Source organism: Streptomyces sp. LBL (assembly GCF_029893585.1).
In the GTDB taxonomy this organism is placed as follows: domain Bacteria; phylum Actinomycetota; class Actinomycetes; order Streptomycetales; family Streptomycetaceae; genus Streptomyces.
In genome coordinates this window covers 58,434-75,696 of record NZ_JARXYX010000023.1, presented here as the reverse complement: position 1 = coordinate 75,696, position 17,263 = coordinate 58,434, and the positions used below count along the sequence as shown (strand labels likewise).

Below are 17,263 nucleotides of genomic sequence, written 5' to 3'. Positions count from 1 at the left end.
TTACGTCACTTGGCCGCGGCCGGGGCGTCCTCGCCGAGGAGCTTGCCGTCCGAGGTCTCGAACTGCTTCTTGAACTCGGCGATGGCGTCCGCGATGGCGGTGAGGGTGTCTTCCGACATCTTGGCGCCCTCCTTGATGGAGGTCATGAGGCCCTGCTCCTTGCGGTGCAGGTACTCCAGGAGCTCCTTCTCGAAGCGGCGGACGTCGGAGACCGGAACCTCGTCCATCTTGCCGGTGGTACCGGCCCAGACGGAGACGACCTGGTCCTCGGTCGGCATCGGCTGGTACTGCGGCTGCTTGAGCAGCTCGACCAGCCGCTGACCGCGCTCCAGCTGCGACTTCGACGCGGCGTCCAGGTCGGAACCGAAGGCGGCGAACGCCTCCAGCTCACGGTACTGGGCGAGGTCGAGGCGGAGCCGGCCGGAGACCTGCCTCATCGCCTTGTGCTGCGCGGAACCACCGACTCGGGAGACGGAGATACCGACGTTCAGCGCGGGGCGCTGACCGGCGTTGAACAGGTCCGACTCCAGGAAGCACTGGCCGTCGGTGATGGAGATGACGTTGGTCGGGATGAACGCCGACACGTCGTTGGCCTTGGTCTCGACGATCGGCAGACCGGTCATCGAGCCGGCGCCCAGCTCGTCGGAGAGCTTCGCGCAACGCTCCAGCAGACGGGAGTGCAGGTAGAAGACGTCGCCCGGGTAGGCCTCGCGGCCCGGCGGACGGCGCAGCAGCAGGGACACGGCGCGGTAGGCGTCGGCCTGCTTCGAGAGGTCGTCGAAGATGATGAGGACGTGCTTGCCCTCGTACATCCACTGCTGGCCGATGGCCGAGCCGGTGTACGGCGCCAGGTACTTGAAGCCGGCCGGGTCGGACGCCGGGGCGGCGACGATGGTCGTGTACTCCAGCGCGCCGGCCTCGTCGAGGGCGCCACGCACGGAGGCGATGGTCGAGCCCTTCTGGCCGATGGCGACGTAGACGCAGCGGACCTGCTTCTTCGGGTCGCCCGAGCGCCAGTTGTCGCGCTGGTTGATGATCGTGTCGACGGCCAGGGCGGTCTTGCCGGTCTGACGGTCACCGATGATCAGCTGACGCTGACCGCGGCCGATCGGGGTCATCGCGTCGACGGCCTTGTAGCCGGTCTCCATCGGCTCGTGCACCGACTTACGGGCCATGACGCCCGGAGCCTGCAGCTCAAGGGCGCGGCGGCCGGACGTCTCGATCTCGCCGAGACCGTCGATCGGGGCACCGAGCGGGTCGACGACGCGGCCGAGGTAGCCCTCGCCGACAGCCACGGAGAGCACCTCGCCGGTACGGGTGACCGGCTGTCCCTCCTCGATGCCGCTGAACTCACCGAGGACGACGCAACCGATCTCGCGCTCTTCGAGGTTGAGCGCAAGACCGAGGGTGCCGTCCTCGAACTTCAGCAGTTCGTTGGCCATGGCCGAGGGGAGGCCCTCGACCTTCGCGATGCCGTCGCCGGCAAGGGTGACCGTACCGACCTCCTCGCGCGAGGCCGCGTCCGGCTTGTACGACTGGACGAAGTTGTCCAGCGCATCCCGGATCTCCTCCGGCCGGATCGTGAGCTCCGCCATCTGGGTTCCCTGCTCTCCTTGTTGGGCCCGAAGTTTCACTTGGGGGGATGGGGACTCCCCCCTGAACGAGGTGAATCCTCTGCACGGCCCAACATGGGCCGTAGGTGCGTACTGTGCGTACTTACTGCTTATGAAGTTGCTGTCAGCTCGCCAGGCGGCGGCCGGCGTCCTCGATGCGGTCCGCGATGGAGCCGTTGATGACCTCGTCGCCGACCTGCACCCGGATTCCCCCGAGAACCTCGGGGTCCACGTCGATGTTGAGGTGCATCGGGTGACCGTAGAGCTTCGCCAGGGCGGCGCCCAGGCGCTGCTTCTGCACGTCACTCAGCGGAACGGCCGAGGTGACGACGGCCACCAGGCGGTTCCGGCGCTCGGCGGCGAGCTTGGACAGGGATTCGAGTCCCGCCTCAAGGCTACGTCCCCGCGGCGCGGTCACCAGACGCGTCACCAGACGCTCGGTGGTGGGCCGTGCGCGGCCGCCGAGCAGCCGGTGCAGCAGCTCGACCTTGGCCGCGGCCGTGGCCTTGCGGTCGGTCAGCGCGGCGCGCAGCCCGGTGTTCGAGGAGACGATCCGGCCGAACCGGAACAGCTCGTCCTCGACGTCGTCGAGCTCGCCCGACCGCTGCGCGGCGGTGAGGTCGGCGCCGGCCGCCAGCTCCTCCAGCGCGTCCACCAGGTCGCGCGACTGCGACCAACGGGAACGCACCGTGCCGGACACCAGGTCGAGGGTCGGGCCGCCGACCTGGCTGCCGAGGAGGCGCTGGGCCAGCTCGGCCTTGGCCTCGCCGGACTGCGACGGATCGGTGAGGACCCGACGCAGCGACACCTCACGGTTGAGCAGCGCGGTGACGGCGGCCAGCTCGTCGCCGAGCCGGCCCGCGTCCACGGACGTCGAGTCCGTCAGCGCGTCGAGACGCTCACGGGCTGCTGCGAGTGCCTCGCGGCTGGCTCCGTGCGCAGTCATCGAGTCGCCTCGGCCTTCTCCTCGAGCTCTCCGAGGAAACGGTCGATGACGCGGCTCTGCCGGGCGTGGTCCTCAAGGGACTCGCCGACGAGCTTGCCGGCCAGGTCGGTGGCGAGCTTGCCGACGTCCTGACGCAGCGCGGACGAGGCGGCCTTGCGGTCGGCCTCGATCTGGGCGTGACCGGCGGCGACGATCTCCTCACGCTGCCGCTGGCCTTCCGCGCGCATCTCCGCGATGAGCGTGGCGCCCTGCTCCTGCGCCTCCTGGCGCAGCCGCGCGGCTTCGTGACGGGCCTCGGCGAGCTGGGCCTTGTACTGCTCGAGGACGCTCTGGGCCTCGGTCTGCGCGGCCTCGGCCTTCTCGATACCGCCCTCGATGGCCTCGCGACGCTCTTCCAGAACCTTGTTGATGTTCGGGAGGAGCTTCTTGGCGAGGAAGCCGAAGACGATGACGAAGGCGATCAGGCCGATCACGAGCTCCGGAATCGGCGGGATCAGCGGGTTTTCCGCTTCCTCAGCCGCCAGCTGAACCAGGGGGCTCATATCAATGCCTTTCGTCGAAAGGGGCGGTCCGACGTCTGGTCAGGAGGTCGGGTAGACGAACGGCATGACCAGACCGATCAGCGCGAGCGCCTCACAGAAGGCGAAGCCGAGGATCTGGTTGGCGCGGATGAGGCCGGCCGCCTCGGGCTGGCGGGCGAGCGCCTGGGTGCCGTTACCGAAGATGATGCCGACGCCGACGCCCGGGCCGATCGCCGCGAGGCCGTAACCGATCGAGCCGAGGTTGCCCTTGATCTCGACGCCGGCTGCAAGGGTCTGGAGAGCGGACATGCCGGTTCTTCCTTCTCTTCAAGGACCGGTGGGGGTTGGCCACCGGATGTCTGGTTGGGGGTCGGGCGTGCTCAGTGGTTCTCGGCGAGCGCGCCCTGGATGAAGCTGCAGGTCAGCAGGACGAAGACGTAGGCCTGGACCGCCTGGATGAAGAGCTCGAAGGCCGTCATCACGAGGACCATCACGAACGAGACGCCGGAGTAGGCGATACCGATGCCGTTAAGCATGTACCAGGTGGCGATCGTGAAGAGCAGCAGGAGGGTGTGACCGGCGAACATGTTCGCGAAGAGTCGGACGGCATGTGTGAAGGGCCGCACGATCAGGTTCGAGAACAGCTCGATCGTCATCGACAGCGGGAGGACCGCGCCGAGGGACTTGTCGTAGCCGGTGAAGTTCTTCCAGGCACCGACGAAGCCCTGACGCTTGAAGGTCAGCGAGACCCACACGATGTAGACGATGCCGGCGAGGACCGCGGGGTAGGAAATGATCGCGGTGACCGGGAACTGGGCGATCGGGACGATCGACCAGAGGTTCATCATCCAGACGAAGAAGAAGAGCGAGACGACGAGCGGTACGTACTTCTCACCCTCCTTCTTGCCGATGGTCTCGTAGACGACGCCGCGTCGGACGAAGTCGTAACCGGCCTCGGCGATCATCTGGAGCTTGCCGGGGACGACCTTCGGTCGGGCGAAGGCGGCCCAGAAGAAGCCGACGATGATGACCGAGCCGAGGAGGGCCAGCAGCATCGTCTTGTTGAAGTACGAGTTGCCGTCCGCGTCGCCGAGGAGCGGCTCGAACAGGAACGAGTGCAGGCCAGGAGCCGGGAAGCCACAACCGTCGAACAGGTGGCAGTCGGTCTCGAAGGCGAGCACCTGCGTCGGGTCAGCACTCACCGCGGGCTCCTTCATCGTGGCGCATAGGTACGGCAACCTCGTTGTGTCGGCGCGGCGTGCAGCCGCGGTTCGGCACGGGACTGGTGTTTCGGATGTGGGGGCGGCTGTGGGGCATCAAGCCTCGCGCTAGAGCAGGCGTCAGCTCAGATGCCCGCGCCCGCGATGCCGCAGTTGGCACCGGACGATAGCAGGAGATCTCTTGCGTCCTTATCCCGGCCCTACCCATCACGACGAGTGCCCTGTCTTCTCAGGGTTGTTGGCCTTCGAGGACTCGGGTTCGACGTAGAGGATCTTGGCCTTCATGTGCGCACGGGTCTGCGCGGCGATCCACGCGAGCGTGCCGGCGACCAGCGTGACCGCGAAGGCCCTGGGGTGGAAGAGCGTGGTGTTCTTGAAGACGGCCAGGAAGATGAACAGCAGCAGGATCTGCGCCGCATACAGCATGAGGCCCATCGACTGGAACAGGTGTGGAAGCGATTTGGCGGTGCGCTGCAGGATGTAAAGACCGAGCCCCATGAAGAGGATCACGACCAGCGTCGCAATGACCGCTCCGATCGCACCCTTGCCACCGGCGACCACACCACTGACAACGGCGGCGATGGCGCCGACGGCAGCTGTGGGTACAGCGGCTTGGAGCAGGATTCGGACGTCGTTGGACGGCATGGCGGCAACTCCGCTTTCGCAGGGGGCAGGGGTGTCGTCATGGACGAGCGTAGACCCGGGTTGAGTGTGAGCCTCACGCCAAGAGACCGTCGCACCGCGGCCCTTCGGCTCCACCCCGAGTTCTCGTGAACCGTATCACAAACTATTTGATGCGGTCTTTACCAAGTGGGTGTGCTCGCTGTCACACATGAGGGTGAGAGTGCGCGTCTGCGCGGGAACCGGGGTGACTTGTCTGGTATTGGGGAGCTTTGCTTCCCCACGACTTGGCAATGCTCTCGTCAGATTCTTACCTTGCGACGGACAGCGCGACGGTCAGCGCGAGGTCCCGGCCTTGCGCTCGTCCAGGAGCCGTGCACGGGCACCGAGGGCGGTCGCCCCGTTGGCCCCTGCCACTCCGGCGGCGACCGGCGTGCGCGGACCGCCGGCCGCGGGCTCCTCGACCGGTTCCCCGACCGGCTGGTCCACCGACTCCACCACCGGCTCCTCCACCGGCTCCTCGATGGCCCGGCGACGGCGGTAGCGCGGCGGCACGAAGCCCTCGGCCCAACGCGGGATGCGCGGCTGGAAACGCGGCAGGAGCAGCAGGAGGAGACCGATGGCGCTCATCGCGACCACCGCGAAGACGATCCACATGGACGCCGAGTGCACCGAGTACAGCACCGTGCCGAACGAGATCAGCGCCGACCAGAAGTACATGATCAGCACCGCGCGGCTGTGCGAGTGGCCGATCTCCAGCAGCCGGTGGTGCAGATGCCCGCGGTCGGCGGCGAACGGCGACTGTCCCTTCCAGGCGCGGCGCACGATCGCCAGGATCAGGTCGGCCAGCGGGATCGCGATGATGGTCAGCGGCAGGATGATCGGCATGTAGACCGGCACCATCGTGTGGACCGCGCTGCGCAGGGAACCCGCGCTGAAGGCGATGCGGTCGGGGTCCACCTGGCCGGTGATCGACACCGCGCCCGCGGCCAGCACCAGCCCGATGAGCATGGAGCCGGTGTCCCCCATGAAGATGCGGGCGGGGTGCATGTTGTGCGGGAGGAACCCCAGGCACATGCCGATGAGCAGGGCCGAGAACAGCGTGGCGGGAGCGGCGGCCTCGATGCCGTAGCCGTACCAGAGACGGTAGGAGTACAGGAAGAACGCGCCCGACGCGATGCACACCATGCCGGCGGCCAGACCGTCGAGCCCGTCGACGAAGTTGACCGCGTTGATGGTGATCACGATGAGCGCGACCGTGAGGAGGTTGCCCTGCCACGGTGTGATCGACACGGAGCCCACGCCCGGCACCGGCAGCCACAGAATGGTCAGACCCTGCATCACCATCACGCCGGCCGCGATCATCTGCCCGCCGAGCTTGATGAGCGCGTCCACCCCGAACTTGTCGTCGAGGACGCCCAGCAGCCAGATCAGGGCGGCCCCGCTCAGCAGGGCCCGCGGTTCGTTGGAGTTGTCGAAGACCTCGCTGAGGTTGGTGAGGTGGTCGGCGACCAGGAGGCCCGCGCACAGGCCGAAGAACATGGCGATCCCGCCGAGCCGCGGGGTGGGCTCCCGGTGCACGTCACGGGCCCGCACCTCCGGCACCGCTCCCGCCACGATCGCGAACTTCCGCACCGGCCCTGTCAGCAGATACGTCACCGCGGCCGTGACGCAGAGCGTCAGCAGGTATTCACGCACGGGCTGCTCCCTGGCGTTCCGGAGTCGATCAGAGCCAGTAGCTTAGACGGTAGCGCGCTCCGGCCCTCCCCGTAGTTCAAGGCTCACAGAACCCCGCGGGCCTGACGCGCGCCGTTGTGAAGGTGTCTGTGAAGGTGTCTGAAGGTGTCTGCAGAGCGCCTTCAGGAGTACGGCGGAAATGTGCGCGCGAGCTCCCGAACCTCTTCAAGAACCCCGGACTGTTGGCGTAGTGCCGCCCCGAACAGCCTCGCGATCCGTGCCATCTCCAGCTCTCCCATGCCCTGTGTGGTCACCGCGGCCGTGCCCAGGCGCAGACCGCGGACATGGGCGTGCGGCAGCGCACAGCAGTCCAGCACCATCCCGGCGGCCGCGAGCAGCCCCCGCGCCCTGCGCCCGTCGACGCCGAGCGGTGCCGGGTCTGCCGTGACCAGATGCGTGTCGGTCCCTCCCGTGGTGACGACGAGCCCTTCGGCGGCCAGCCCGGCCGCGAGCACCCGTGCGTTGGCGACGACCTGGTGGGCGTACGCCGTGAAGGCCGGTGTCGCCGCCTCGCCGAACGCGACGGCCTTGGCGGCGATGGTGTGCATCTGGGCCCCTCCCTGGGTGAAGGGGAAGACGGCCCGGTCCACCCGCTCCGCCAGTTCGGAGCCGCACAGGATCATGCCGCCGCGCGGGCCCCGCAGCACCTTGTGGGTGGTGGCGCACACCACGTCGGCGTACGGCACCGGGTTGGGCGCCGCTCCCCCGGCGACGAGTCCGATGGGGTGGGCGGCGTCGGCGATGAGATAGGCGCCCACCTCGTCGGCGACCTCACGGAAGAAGGCGTAGTCGATGTGCCGGGGATAGGCGATGGACCCGCAGACGATCGCCTTGGGCCGGTGCGTACGGGCGAGCGTGCGCACCTGGTCGTGGTCGATGAGCCCGGTCTCCGCGTCCACGCCGTAGCCGAGGAAGTCGAACCAACGGCCGGAGAAGTTGGCGGGTGAGCCGTGGGTGAGATGGCCGCCGTAGGGCAGACCCAGGGCGAGGACGGTGTCGCCGGGCCGCAGCAGCGCGGCGTACGCGGCGAGGACGGCCGACGACCCCGAGTGCGCCTGCACATTGGCGTGTTCGGCCCCGAACAGCGCTTTCGCCCGCTCCACGGCGATGCGCTCGGCGACGTCCACGAACTCGCAGCCGCCGTGGTACCGGGCGCCCGGATAGCCCTCCGCGTACTTGTTGGCGAGGCGCGAGCCGAGAGCGGCGAGCACGGCCGGCGAGGTGAAGTTCTCGGCGGCGACGAACTGCAGCGTCGTCGCCTGCCGGTCGGCTTCCCCGAGCAGGATGTCGGCCAGCTCGGGATCCTGCCGCCGCAGGACGTCGTCGGCGGTCTCAAGGGCAGGGGTGACCAACATGATGGACTCCGGGCGTCGACGGTGACGTGCGTCCTGACGTATGTCCAATGTAGGCCCGGGGTGCAGGGGGCGCGCGGGGGTTACGTCCTTGCGGGGACACCCGTGAGCGCCGTGACCACCGGATCCAGCGCCTGGTTTATCTCGTCGCCGATCGAGCGGAAGAACGGCAGCGGGGCGCCGTACGGGTCGTAGACCTCGTCCGCCTCGGCCGTGGGGGCCAGGAGCCACCCGCGTAGCGCGGCCGCCGCGCGGACCAGGGCCCGGGCCCGGGCGACCATGCCGTCCTCCAGGGGCGGGAGGGTCGCCGTGTCTATCGCCTTCACCAGGCGGGTGAACTCCTTCAGCGTGAAGGTGCGCAGGCCCGCCGAGTGGCCCATGGAGATGACCTGGGCGCGGTGGTCGCGGGTGGCCGTCAGCACCAGGTCGGCCATGATGACGTGCTCGTCGAGCAGTTCCCGGCCGACGAAGCCGGAGGCGTCCGCGCCGAAGTCGGCCAGCACGGTCTCCGCGTTGGCCTCCATGGGCGCGCCCTCATGGCCCCAGGTGCCCGCGCTCTCCACGATCAGCCCGCCCCACAGCGGGTCGCCGAGCCGGTCCGCCAGGGCATGACGGGTCAGCCGCTCGGTGATCGGCGAGCGGCACACGTTGCCGGTGCTGACGTGGAGGATGCGGAAGCTGTCCCGCGGAAGGCCTGTGAAGGTCCGCGTCTCTTCCCCGTTCCATATGCCACGCCCCGCGTCAGGGGCCGTCAATTCGCCACCTCGAGGTCGGGTACGACCTTCCTGAGTTCGTCCGCGGTGAGCGCGCCCGCGCGCAGCAGCAGGGGCACCTCGCGGGTGACGTCGACGATCGAGGACGGCACGTTGCCCGGGGTCGGGCCGCCGTCCAGGTACACGGAGACCGAGTCGCCGAGCATCTCCTGCGCCGCGTCACAGTCCTCCGGCGCGGGGTGACCCGTCAGGTTGGCGGAGGAGACCGCCATGGGGCCGACCTCGGTCAGCAGCTCGATGGCGACCGGGTGCAGCGGCATGCGGACGGCGACGGTGCCACGGGTGTCGCCCAGGTCCCACTGGAGGGACGGCTGGTGCCTGGCGACCAGCGTGAGCGCGCCCGGCCAGAAGGCGTCGACCAGTTCCCAGGCCAGCTCGGAGAAGTCCGTGACGAGGCCGTGCAGCGTGTTCGGGGAGCCGATGAGGACGGGGGTGGGCATGTTGCGGCCCCGGCCCTTGGCCTCCAGCAGATCGTGCACCGCTTCCGACGAGAACGCGTCCGCGCCGATGCCGTAGACGGTATCGGTCGGTAGTACCACGAGCTCGCCCCGGCGGACGGCGGACGCGGCCTCGCGCAGACCGGTCGTGCGGTCGGTCGCGTCGTTGGTGTCGTATCGCCGTGCCATGTCTAGCGGGCCTCCTCGTACACGAAGTACACGAACTGCTGCGGGTCGAGTCTGTGCGGGTCGAGAGTCCGCGGGTCGAGAGTCTGCGGGTCGAGAGTCCGCGGGGTGCTCACGGCATCGCCCTGCGGGCTGTGGCGAAGCGCGGGCGGTTGTTGAGGTCGGGGTGGTCGGCCGCGTCGGCCCAGCCCCGTTCCTCGGTGAAGATCCACGGCACCTGGCCGCCCTGGGTGTCGGCGTGCTCGATGACGACCACACCGCCCGGGCGCAGGAGCCGGTGTGCGGTGCGTTCGATGCCGCGGATGAGGTCGAGGCCGTCCTCGCCCGAGAACAGGGAGAGTTCGGGGTCGTAGTCCCGCGCCTCGGGAGCGACGTACTCCCATTCGGTGAGCGGGATGTACGGCGGGTTGGAGATCACCAGGTCGACCTCGCCGTCGAGGTCCGGGAAGGCGTCCAGGGCGTTGCCCTGGCGCAGGTCGACCCTGGACCCGTCCATGTTCTTGCGGGTCCACCGCAGGGCGTCCTCGGACAGCTCCACGGCGTGCACCCGGGAGCGCGGGACCTCCTGGGCGAGAGCGAGCGCGATGGCGCCGGAGCCGGTGCACAGATCGACGATCAGCGGCTCGACGACGTCCATCGCGCGGACCGCGTCTATGGCCCACCCGACGACCGACTCGGTCTCCGGACGCGGGACGAACACCCCGGGCCCGACCTGGAGTTCCAGGTACCGGAAGAAGGCCCGCCCGGTGATGTGCTGCAGCGGCTCGCGCTGTTCACGCCGGGCGATGACCTCCCAGTAGCGGGCGTCGAAGTCCGGGTCCTTCACGGAGTGCAGCTCGCCCCGCTTCACGCCGTGCACATACGCGGCGAGCTCCTCCGCGTCGTTGCGCGGCGAGGGCACGCCGGCGACGGCCAGCCGCTGGGTGGCCTGAGCTACCTCAGCGAGCAGCAGGCTGCGGGGGCTTGAGGGTCGCCCCCCAAATGATTGCTGCACGCATGTCCTCCGTGTCGTACTCGTGTGTGGGTACGCCTCTTACGCGGCTGCGAGCTTGGCGGCCGAGTCCGCGTCGACGCAGGCCTGGATCACCGCGTCGAGGTCGCCGTCCAGGACCTGGTCCAGGTTGTACGACTTGAAGCCGACGCGGTGGTCCGAGATGCGGTTCTCCGGGAAGTTGTAGGTGCGGATCTTCTCGGAGCGGTCGACGGTGCGGACCTGGCTGCGGCGGGCGTCGGCGGCCTCCCTCTCCGCCTCCTCCTGCGCCGCGGCAAGCAGCCTGGAGCGCAGGATACGCATCGCCTGCTCCTTGTTCTGCAGCTGGCTCTTCTCGTTCTGGCAGGAGGCGACGACTCCGGTGGGAACGTGGGTGATGCGCACCGCGGAGTCGGTGGTGTTGACGGACTGTCCGCCGGGCCCGGAGGAGCGGTAGACGTCGATGCGGAGGTCGTTCGCGTTGATCTCGACGTCGACCTCCTCGGCCTCGGGCGTGACGAGCACGCCGGCGGCGGAGGTGTGGATACGGCCCTGGGACTCGGTCGCGGGCACCCGCTGCACGCGGTGCACCCCGCCCTCGTACTTCATACGGGCCCAGACGCCCTGCCCCGGCTCGGTGGCGCCCTGGCCGCCCTTGGTCTTCACGGCGACCTGGACGTCCTTGTAGCCGCCCAGCTCGGACTCGGTGGCGTCGATGATCTCGGTCTTCCAGCCGACCCGCTCCGCGTACCGCAGGTACATGCGCAGCAGGTCACCGGCGAACAGAGCCGACTCGTCGCCGCCCGCGCCCGCCTTGATCTCGAGGATGACGTCCTTGTCGTCGCTGGGGTCGCGCGGGACGAGGAGAAGGCGCAGCTTCTCCGTCAGCTCCTCGCGCTGCTTCTCCAGCTCCTTGACCTCGGCGGCGAAGTCGGGGTCGACGGCGGCGTATTCACGCCCGGTCTCGATGTCGTCGCCGGTCTGCTTCCAGGAGCGGTACGTCGCGACGATCGGGGTGAGCTCGGCGTACCGCTTGTTCAGCTTGCGCGCGTTGGCCTGGTCGGAGTGGACCGACGGGTCGGCGAGCTTCGTCTCCAGGTCGGCTTGCTCGGCGACGAGTTCCTCGACGGCCTCGAACATCTTGTGCTCCTGATACTGCGGTGAAGGGAACGGCGGGCGACCAAAAACGCCGGTCCCGGTGCGCCCCGGAAGGGGGCGCGACCGTGGACCGGCGAATGGGGGCTCGCTACTTCTGGGAGCCGGCGGCCTTGCCGAAGCGGGCCTCGAAGCGGGCCACACGGCCACCGGTGTCGAGGATCTTCTGCTTGCCCGTGTAGAACGGGTGGCACTCGGAGCAGACGTCGGCACGGATGGCGCCGCTGGAGATCGTGCTACGGGTGGTGAACGACGCGCCACAGGTGCAGCTGACCTGGGTCTCGACGTACTCGGGGTGGATGTCGCGCTTCAAGGTGTCTCCTAGTTTCGGGAGGGCGCCGGGTCGCAGCCGCGGGGTGCGGAGGCGTGAACCGGAGCCGACGTACCAGTCTGCCAGGACTGGTGCCATCCCCCAAAACCGGGGGCCGCTGCGGTCTATTCCCGTGGGGTCTGTTCCCGCGGGCTCAGGACGAGGTCACGACGCCGTCGGCGTTTCCGGTGGCGTTGTCCTCGGTGGCCGACTTCGGGATCGCCCGGTCGTTCTTCAGGGCAGTCCACACCTGCTGGGCCTTGGCCTTCAGGACGATCACGCGGTTGCGGTTGGTCGGGTCGTACTGGACCGGCATCGTGACCATCTTCATGTCCGAGGAGCCGATGCCCTTGAGGCCGCCGGCGAAGGACATGAGCTTGTTGACCGAGCCGAGGTCGGAGTCGGTGGTCACGGTCTTGGTCGCGGTGTCGGCGAGGTCGTACAGGCCCTTGGGGTTGCCGAACAGGCCGACGTGCTTGACCTGGTTGATCAGCGCCTTGATGAAGGCCTGCTGGAGCTGGATGCGGCCGAGGTCGGAGCCGTCGCCGACGCCGTGCCGGGTGCGGACCAGGCCGAGGGCCTGCTCGCCGTCGAGCTGGTGGGTGCCGGCCTTCAGGTCGAGGTGGCTGTCGGGGTCCTTGATGGCCTTGGTGGTGGTGACCTGGACCCCGCCGAGCTCGTCGATGAGCTTCTGGAAGCCGTTGAAGTCGACCTCCAGGTAGTGGTCCATGCGGACGCCGCTGAGGGACTCGACGGTCTTCACCGCGCAGGCCGCCCCGCCGGTGGTGTACGCGGAGTTGAACATCACACCGGACGCGGCGTCGTGCCGGGCGCCCTTGATGTCGGTGCACTGGGGGCGTTCGACGATGGTGTCGCGCGGGATGGAGACCACGGAGGCCTTCCGGTGGCCCTCGTATACGTGCACGACCATCGCGGTGTCGGAGCGGGCGCTGCCGTCGTCGGTGCCGCCGCCGAGCTTCTTGTTGCTGCCGGCGCGGGTGTCCGAGCCGAGGACGAGGATGTTCTCCGAACCGTTGTCGAGCTTGGTGGGCCGGTCGGTGCCGAGGGCGGAGTCGATGTCCACGCTCTTGATGTTGCCGTTGAGCTTGAAGTACAGGTACCCGGCTCCGGTGCCGCCCAGCACGACGATCCCCGCCGCGGTCCAGGCCGCGATCAGGACACCCTTGCGTCTTCCGTGGGGCTTGCGACGGCCGCCCTTGGCGCGGTGGCGCCCGTTGGTGCCGTCCTCACCCGGTATGCCGGGTTCCGGCGTGCTCTCGGCGGACATGTGCTCCTCGCATCTCGTCTGGTCGGTTACCCCCTGCTTTCAGGGTCAGGCGCGGTCACCCGGGACACAGGTACCGCACCATCGTCGCTCCGCCTGGTCAGACGGCGAAACTCGGCAAAGGGTTGCACAACGCGCTGCGACCGCCCTGTACATCGACAGCAACAGCGCGTAACGCCCTCTTCGGGACAAGCCCCGTCCACCTGCGGTTACCACCATGAATGCCGTACGGCGCGAAATCGCCTCCGGCGAGGGTTCCTGTGGCAAAGGTCTCTGGGATGACGAGCTGAAGGGCCGGCACAGGCAGAAGGGCCGGCACAGGCTGGATCGGCGCAGGCTGCAGGGCCGGCACAGGCTGGGTCGGCACAGGCAGAAAGGGCCGGCAGGGTGAAGTGCCGGCGCAAGCTGAAAGGCCAGCGCAAAGGCCGCCCCTGGCAGGGACGGCCCTTGTGTCAGCGCTCAGCGGCGACTAGTCACCGTTACCCGGCGTCGGCGTCGTCTTCTGGATCTGCATCAGGAACTCGGCGTTCGACTTCGTCTGCTTCATCTTGTCGAGAAGCAGCTCGACCGCCTGCTGCTGGTCGAGGGCGTGCAGCACCCGGCGCAGCTTCCAGACGATGGCGAGCTCGTCGCTGCCGAGCAGGAGCTCTTCCTTACGGGTACCGGACGCGTCGACGTCCACCGCCGGGAAGACGCGCTTGTCGGCGAGCTTGCGGTCGAGCTTGAGCTCGGCGTTGCCCGTGCCCTTGAACTCCTCGAAGATGACCTCGTCCATGCGGGACCCGGTGTCCACCAGCGCGGTGGCGAGGATGGTCAGCGAGCCGCCGTCCTCGATGTTGCGGGCCGCACCGAAGAAGCGCTTCGGCGGGTACAGGGCCGTCGAGTCGACACCACCGGACAGGATGCGGCCGGAGGCGGGCGCCGCGAGGTTGTACGCACGGCCCAGACGCGTGATCGAGTCGAGCAGCACGACGACGTCGTGACCCAGCTCCACCAGACGCTTGGCGCGCTCGATGGCGAGCTCGGCGACGGTGGTGTGGTCCTCGGCCGGGCGGTCGAAGGTCGAGGAGATGACCTCACCCTTCACCGACCGCTGCATGTCGGTGACCTCTTCCGGACGCTCGTCGACCAGGACGACCATCAGGTGGCACTCGGGGTTGTTGTGCGTGATCGCGTTGGCGATCGCCTGCATGATCATGGTCTTGCCGGTCTTCGGCGGGGCCACGATCAGACCGCGCTGGCCCTTACCGATCGGCGCGACGAGGTCGATGATGCGGGTGGTGAGGATGCCCGGGTCCGTCTCCAGACGGAGGCGCTCCTGCGGGTAGAGCGGCGTCAGCTTGTTGAACTCCGGGCGCCCACGGCCGTGTTCGGGCGCCATGCCGTTGACGGAGTCGAGCCGCACCAGCGCGTTGAACTTCTCCCGCCGCTCGCCGTCCTTGGGCTGACGCACGGCACCGGTGATGTGGTCGCCCTTGCGCAGGCCGTTCTTGCGGACCTGGGCGAGGGAGACGTACACGTCGTTGGGGCCGGGCAGGTAGCCCGACGTACGGATGAAGGCGTAGTTGTCGAGGATGTCGAGGATGCCCGCGACCGGGATCAGGACGTCGTCGTCGTTGACCTGCGGCTCGGGGGTCATCTCGTCGCGGCCACGACGGCCACGGCGGTCCCGGTAACGGCCGCGACGGCCACGGCGTCCACCGTCGAAGTCGTCGTCGTCCTGCGGGCCGTTGTCGCGCTGACGGTCCTGGCGGTCCTGACGGTCCTGGCGTCCGCCACTCTGCTGCTGACGGTCCGAACGGTCCGGGCGGTCCTGACGCTGCTGACCGCCACCCTGGCCGCCCTGCTGACCGCCACCCTGGCCGCCCTGCTGGCCGGCCTGCTGCTCGTCGCCCTTGCCGCCACGGCGGTCACGGTCGCGGCCGCGCTCGCGGCGGTCGCGACGGCGGTTCTCGCCGTCACCGGCGTCGCCACCCTTGGCGTCGCCCTGCGGCTGCTGCTGCGCGGACGTCTCGGCCTTCGGCTCGTTCTGGGCCTCGGCGGTGACCGTCTCGGGGGTGCCGGCCTCGGCCGTGGCACGGCGACGGCGGCGCTCCGTGGGAGCGTCGTCTCCCCCACGCTCGGCTTCTCCCCCACGCTCGGCTGCGTTCGCGCGGGAGGGGGCCCCGTCCGGCTGGCCGGGGATCTCGATCTGCTGCTGCGCGGCTGCCTTGTCGGCGGCCGCCTCGGTCTTGACAGCTACCGCCTTCTTCTCAGCGGCGGGAGCGGCGTCGTCGCCGGTACGGGCCTTGGAGGTGGCCCGGCGCTTCGGCTTGGTCTCGGTGGCGTCGGCGGCGGCGTTCGCGGCCTTCGCGGCCGGGGCGCCCCCTCCCCCCTGCGCCTCCTTGATGACCTCGATCAGCTGGCTCTTGCGCATCCGCGCGGTGCCCCTGATGCCGAGGCCGGATGCGACCTGCTGCAGTTCGGCCAGCACCATGCCGTCGAGGCCGGTACCGCGGCGCCGCCGGGAGCCGGCACCGGTGGCAGGCGCGGAGGCGTCCGTGGCGGGCGCGGCAGCGGTCTCCTCGACACGTGCGCCCATCAGATCGGTGGTGTCGCTCACGAAGGGTCCTTCCCTGGAGCGGACGTCGGCCTGTCTGGCTCGGCGACCGGTTGTGCTGTCCGGCTTCGGTCCTTGCTGTGTGGACCGTGCCGGGGCGATGGTCCGCCTACGGCGGCGGAAAATGTGGTGACGGCGCTTCCCAAAGCAGTGGCACTGAGTGTCTGTGTCACGTGGCTTGGTCGCACCGGTTCCGGAGCGTGCCCGGCAGGTCGCTCAGCGCCCGCGTACGGCGTACTGCCCGCGTACGTCGTACGGAACACAGTGCGACTTGGGAGGCTCCCGGAAGAATGTCTGTCCCGGACGGGGACGTGAAGCACCTCGCCATGGTGGGGTCGGGTGCAGACTTGAGGTTAACACTACCGGATCCAACAAACATTCCCCCTCTCGAAATCCGGCGAGCGCCGCCGGATTTCCCTGCCACTGTCAGATGTCACTGGTGGGCGCGAGCGGCAGTACGACCGCTCCCTTGGCGTCGAGCTCCAGCCGGTTCGCGGCCCAGCCCCCGCCCGCCAGATGGGCGACCTTGTCGGCGCTGTCCTCGTCGGCGAGGGCCAGCACCGTCGGTCCCGCGCCGGAGATCACTGCCGGGACCCCGTCGGCGCGCAGCCGCTCCACGAGCGCGGCGCTCTCCGGCATGGCCGGTGCGCGGTACTCCTGGTGGAGCCGGTCCTCGGTGGCGGGCAGCAGCAGCTCGGGGCGCCTGGTCAGGGCTTCGACGAGCAGGGCCGCGCGGCCCGCGTTGGTGGCGGCGTCGACATGCGGCACGGTGCGTGGGAGCAGTCCGCGCGCGGTCTCCGTCAGGACCGGCTTACCGGGCACGAAAACCACCGGAACGATGGAATCGGCGGGCTCCATCCTGATCGCCCGGGCGGCTCCGGCCTCCATCCAGGAGAGCGTGAAACCGCCGAGCAGGCAGGCCGCCACGTTGTCGGGGTGACCCTCGATCTCGGTGGCGAGCTCCAGCACCGCCGCGTCGTCGAGCCGGGAGTCTCCGCCTATGGTCACGGCGCGCGCGGCGACGATGCCGGCGCAGATGGCGGCCGAGGAGGAGCCCAGTCCCCTGCCGTGCGGAATGCGGTTGGCGCAGACGATCTCCAGGCCGCGCGGCTGTCCGCCCAGCAGATCGAAGGCGGTGCGCAGGGACCGTACGAGAAGGTGGTTCTCGTCACGCGGGAGCGTCTCGCTTCCCTCCCCCGCGATGTCGATATGCAGCCCGGTGTCGGCCACCCGGACGACCACGTCGTCGTAGAGCCCCAGCGACAGGCCGAAGGCGTCGAAGCCCGGGCCGAGGTTGGCACTGGTGGCGGGGACGCGCACCCGGACGGCGGCGGCGCGGAAAGCTGGACCGGCCATCGATCGATGACTCTCCTTGAGCTGCGTGACTGTCGAAGACATTCGATACATACGGCATTGGATACATACGGCATTCGATACATACCTGAGGACCTTGGGGACCTCTGGGGAACCGTGGGGCCGCTGCCGGGCCGCGGAAACGGCGCAGCACCCGGCCGTATGCGAGGGCATATGCGGCGGGC

16 protein-coding genes are annotated in these 17,263 nt (G+C 69.1%); all 16 read right to left on the bottom strand.

Annotation, left to right across the window (positions count from 1 at the left end; genetic code table 11):
* Positions 1 to 5 precede the first annotated feature (5 nt).
* Complete coding sequence (gene atpA / locus M2271_RS26430; RefSeq protein ID WP_280889827.1) at positions 6 to 1,595, bottom strand: F0F1 ATP synthase subunit alpha; 1,590 nt, start codon at positions 1,593 to 1,595, stop codon at positions 6 to 8.
* A 142-nt stretch (positions 1,596 to 1,737) separates the two neighbouring features.
* The gene (locus M2271_RS26425) at positions 1,738 to 2,559 is read right to left on the bottom strand and encodes a F0F1 ATP synthase subunit delta (protein WP_280889826.1); all 822 of its coding nucleotides are present in this window, start codon (positions 2,557 to 2,559) and stop codon (positions 1,738 to 1,740) included.
* A complete protein-coding gene (locus tag M2271_RS26420) occupies positions 2,556 to 3,101 on the bottom strand; it encodes a F0F1 ATP synthase subunit B (protein ID WP_280889825.1) in 546 nt (181 codons plus the stop codon). The genes M2271_RS26425 and M2271_RS26420 overlap by 4 nt, the downstream gene beginning before the upstream one ends.
* A 39-nt stretch (positions 3,102 to 3,140) precedes the next feature.
* Positions 3,141 to 3,389: an ATP synthase subunit C gene (locus tag M2271_RS26415; protein WP_030008695.1), complete on the bottom strand. Its 249-nt coding sequence runs from the start codon at positions 3,387 to 3,389 to the stop codon at positions 3,141 to 3,143.
* 71 nt (positions 3,390 to 3,460) lie between these two features.
* On the bottom strand, positions 3,461 to 4,297 hold the full coding sequence (gene atpB, locus M2271_RS26410; RefSeq protein WP_280889824.1) for a F0F1 ATP synthase subunit A: 837 nt from the start codon (positions 4,295 to 4,297) through the stop codon (positions 3,461 to 3,463).
* 210 nt (positions 4,298 to 4,507) lie between these two features.
* Positions 4,508 to 4,945: a hypothetical protein gene (locus M2271_RS26405; RefSeq protein WP_280889823.1), complete on the bottom strand. Its 438-nt coding sequence runs from the start codon at positions 4,943 to 4,945 to the stop codon at positions 4,508 to 4,510.
* A gap of 312 nt (positions 4,946 to 5,257) precedes the next feature.
* Complete coding sequence (locus tag M2271_RS26400; RefSeq protein WP_280889822.1) at positions 5,258 to 6,619, bottom strand: MraY family glycosyltransferase; 1,362 nt, start codon at positions 6,617 to 6,619, stop codon at positions 5,258 to 5,260.
* A 161-nt stretch (positions 6,620 to 6,780) separates the two neighbouring features.
* Positions 6,781 to 8,013: a serine hydroxymethyltransferase gene (glyA, locus tag M2271_RS26395; protein WP_280889821.1), complete on the bottom strand. Its 1,233-nt coding sequence runs from the start codon at positions 8,011 to 8,013 to the stop codon at positions 6,781 to 6,783.
* An 80-nt stretch (positions 8,014 to 8,093) separates the two neighbouring features.
* Positions 8,094 to 8,765 carry a protein-tyrosine-phosphatase gene (locus M2271_RS26390; RefSeq protein WP_280889820.1) on the bottom strand — a complete coding sequence of 224 codons (672 nt, stop codon included), beginning with the start codon at positions 8,763 to 8,765 and terminating at the stop codon, positions 8,094 to 8,096.
* Positions 8,762 to 9,409 carry an L-threonylcarbamoyladenylate synthase gene (locus tag M2271_RS26385; protein WP_280889819.1) on the bottom strand — a complete coding sequence of 216 codons (648 nt, stop codon included), beginning with the start codon at positions 9,407 to 9,409 and terminating at the stop codon, positions 8,762 to 8,764. The genes M2271_RS26390 and M2271_RS26385 overlap by 4 nt, the downstream gene beginning before the upstream one ends.
* A gap of 109 nt (positions 9,410 to 9,518) precedes the next feature.
* Complete coding sequence (gene prmC / locus M2271_RS26380; RefSeq protein ID WP_280889891.1) at positions 9,519 to 10,358, bottom strand: peptide chain release factor N(5)-glutamine methyltransferase; 840 nt, start codon at positions 10,356 to 10,358, stop codon at positions 9,519 to 9,521.
* An 81-nt stretch (positions 10,359 to 10,439) separates the two neighbouring features.
* Complete coding sequence (gene prfA / locus M2271_RS26375; RefSeq protein WP_280889818.1) at positions 10,440 to 11,516, bottom strand: peptide chain release factor 1; 1,077 nt, start codon at positions 11,514 to 11,516, stop codon at positions 10,440 to 10,442.
* 106 nt (positions 11,517 to 11,622) lie between these two features.
* Positions 11,623 to 11,844, bottom strand: coding sequence for a 50S ribosomal protein L31 (gene rpmE / locus M2271_RS26370; RefSeq protein ID WP_280889817.1), 222 nt, complete (start codon positions 11,842 to 11,844; stop codon positions 11,623 to 11,625).
* Positions 11,845 to 11,995: 151 nt separating this feature from the next.
* A complete protein-coding gene (locus tag M2271_RS26365) occupies positions 11,996 to 13,129 on the bottom strand; it encodes an LCP family protein (protein WP_280889816.1) in 1,134 nt (377 codons plus the stop codon).
* 466 nt (positions 13,130 to 13,595) lie between these two features.
* A complete protein-coding gene (rho, locus tag M2271_RS26360) occupies positions 13,596 to 15,728 on the bottom strand; it encodes a transcription termination factor Rho (RefSeq protein ID WP_280889815.1) in 2,133 nt (710 codons plus the stop codon).
* 423 nt (positions 15,729 to 16,151) lie between these two features.
* Complete coding sequence (gene thrB / locus M2271_RS26355; protein WP_280889814.1) at positions 16,152 to 17,081, bottom strand: homoserine kinase; 930 nt, start codon at positions 17,079 to 17,081, stop codon at positions 16,152 to 16,154.
* Positions 17,082 to 17,263: the final 182 nt, after the last annotated feature.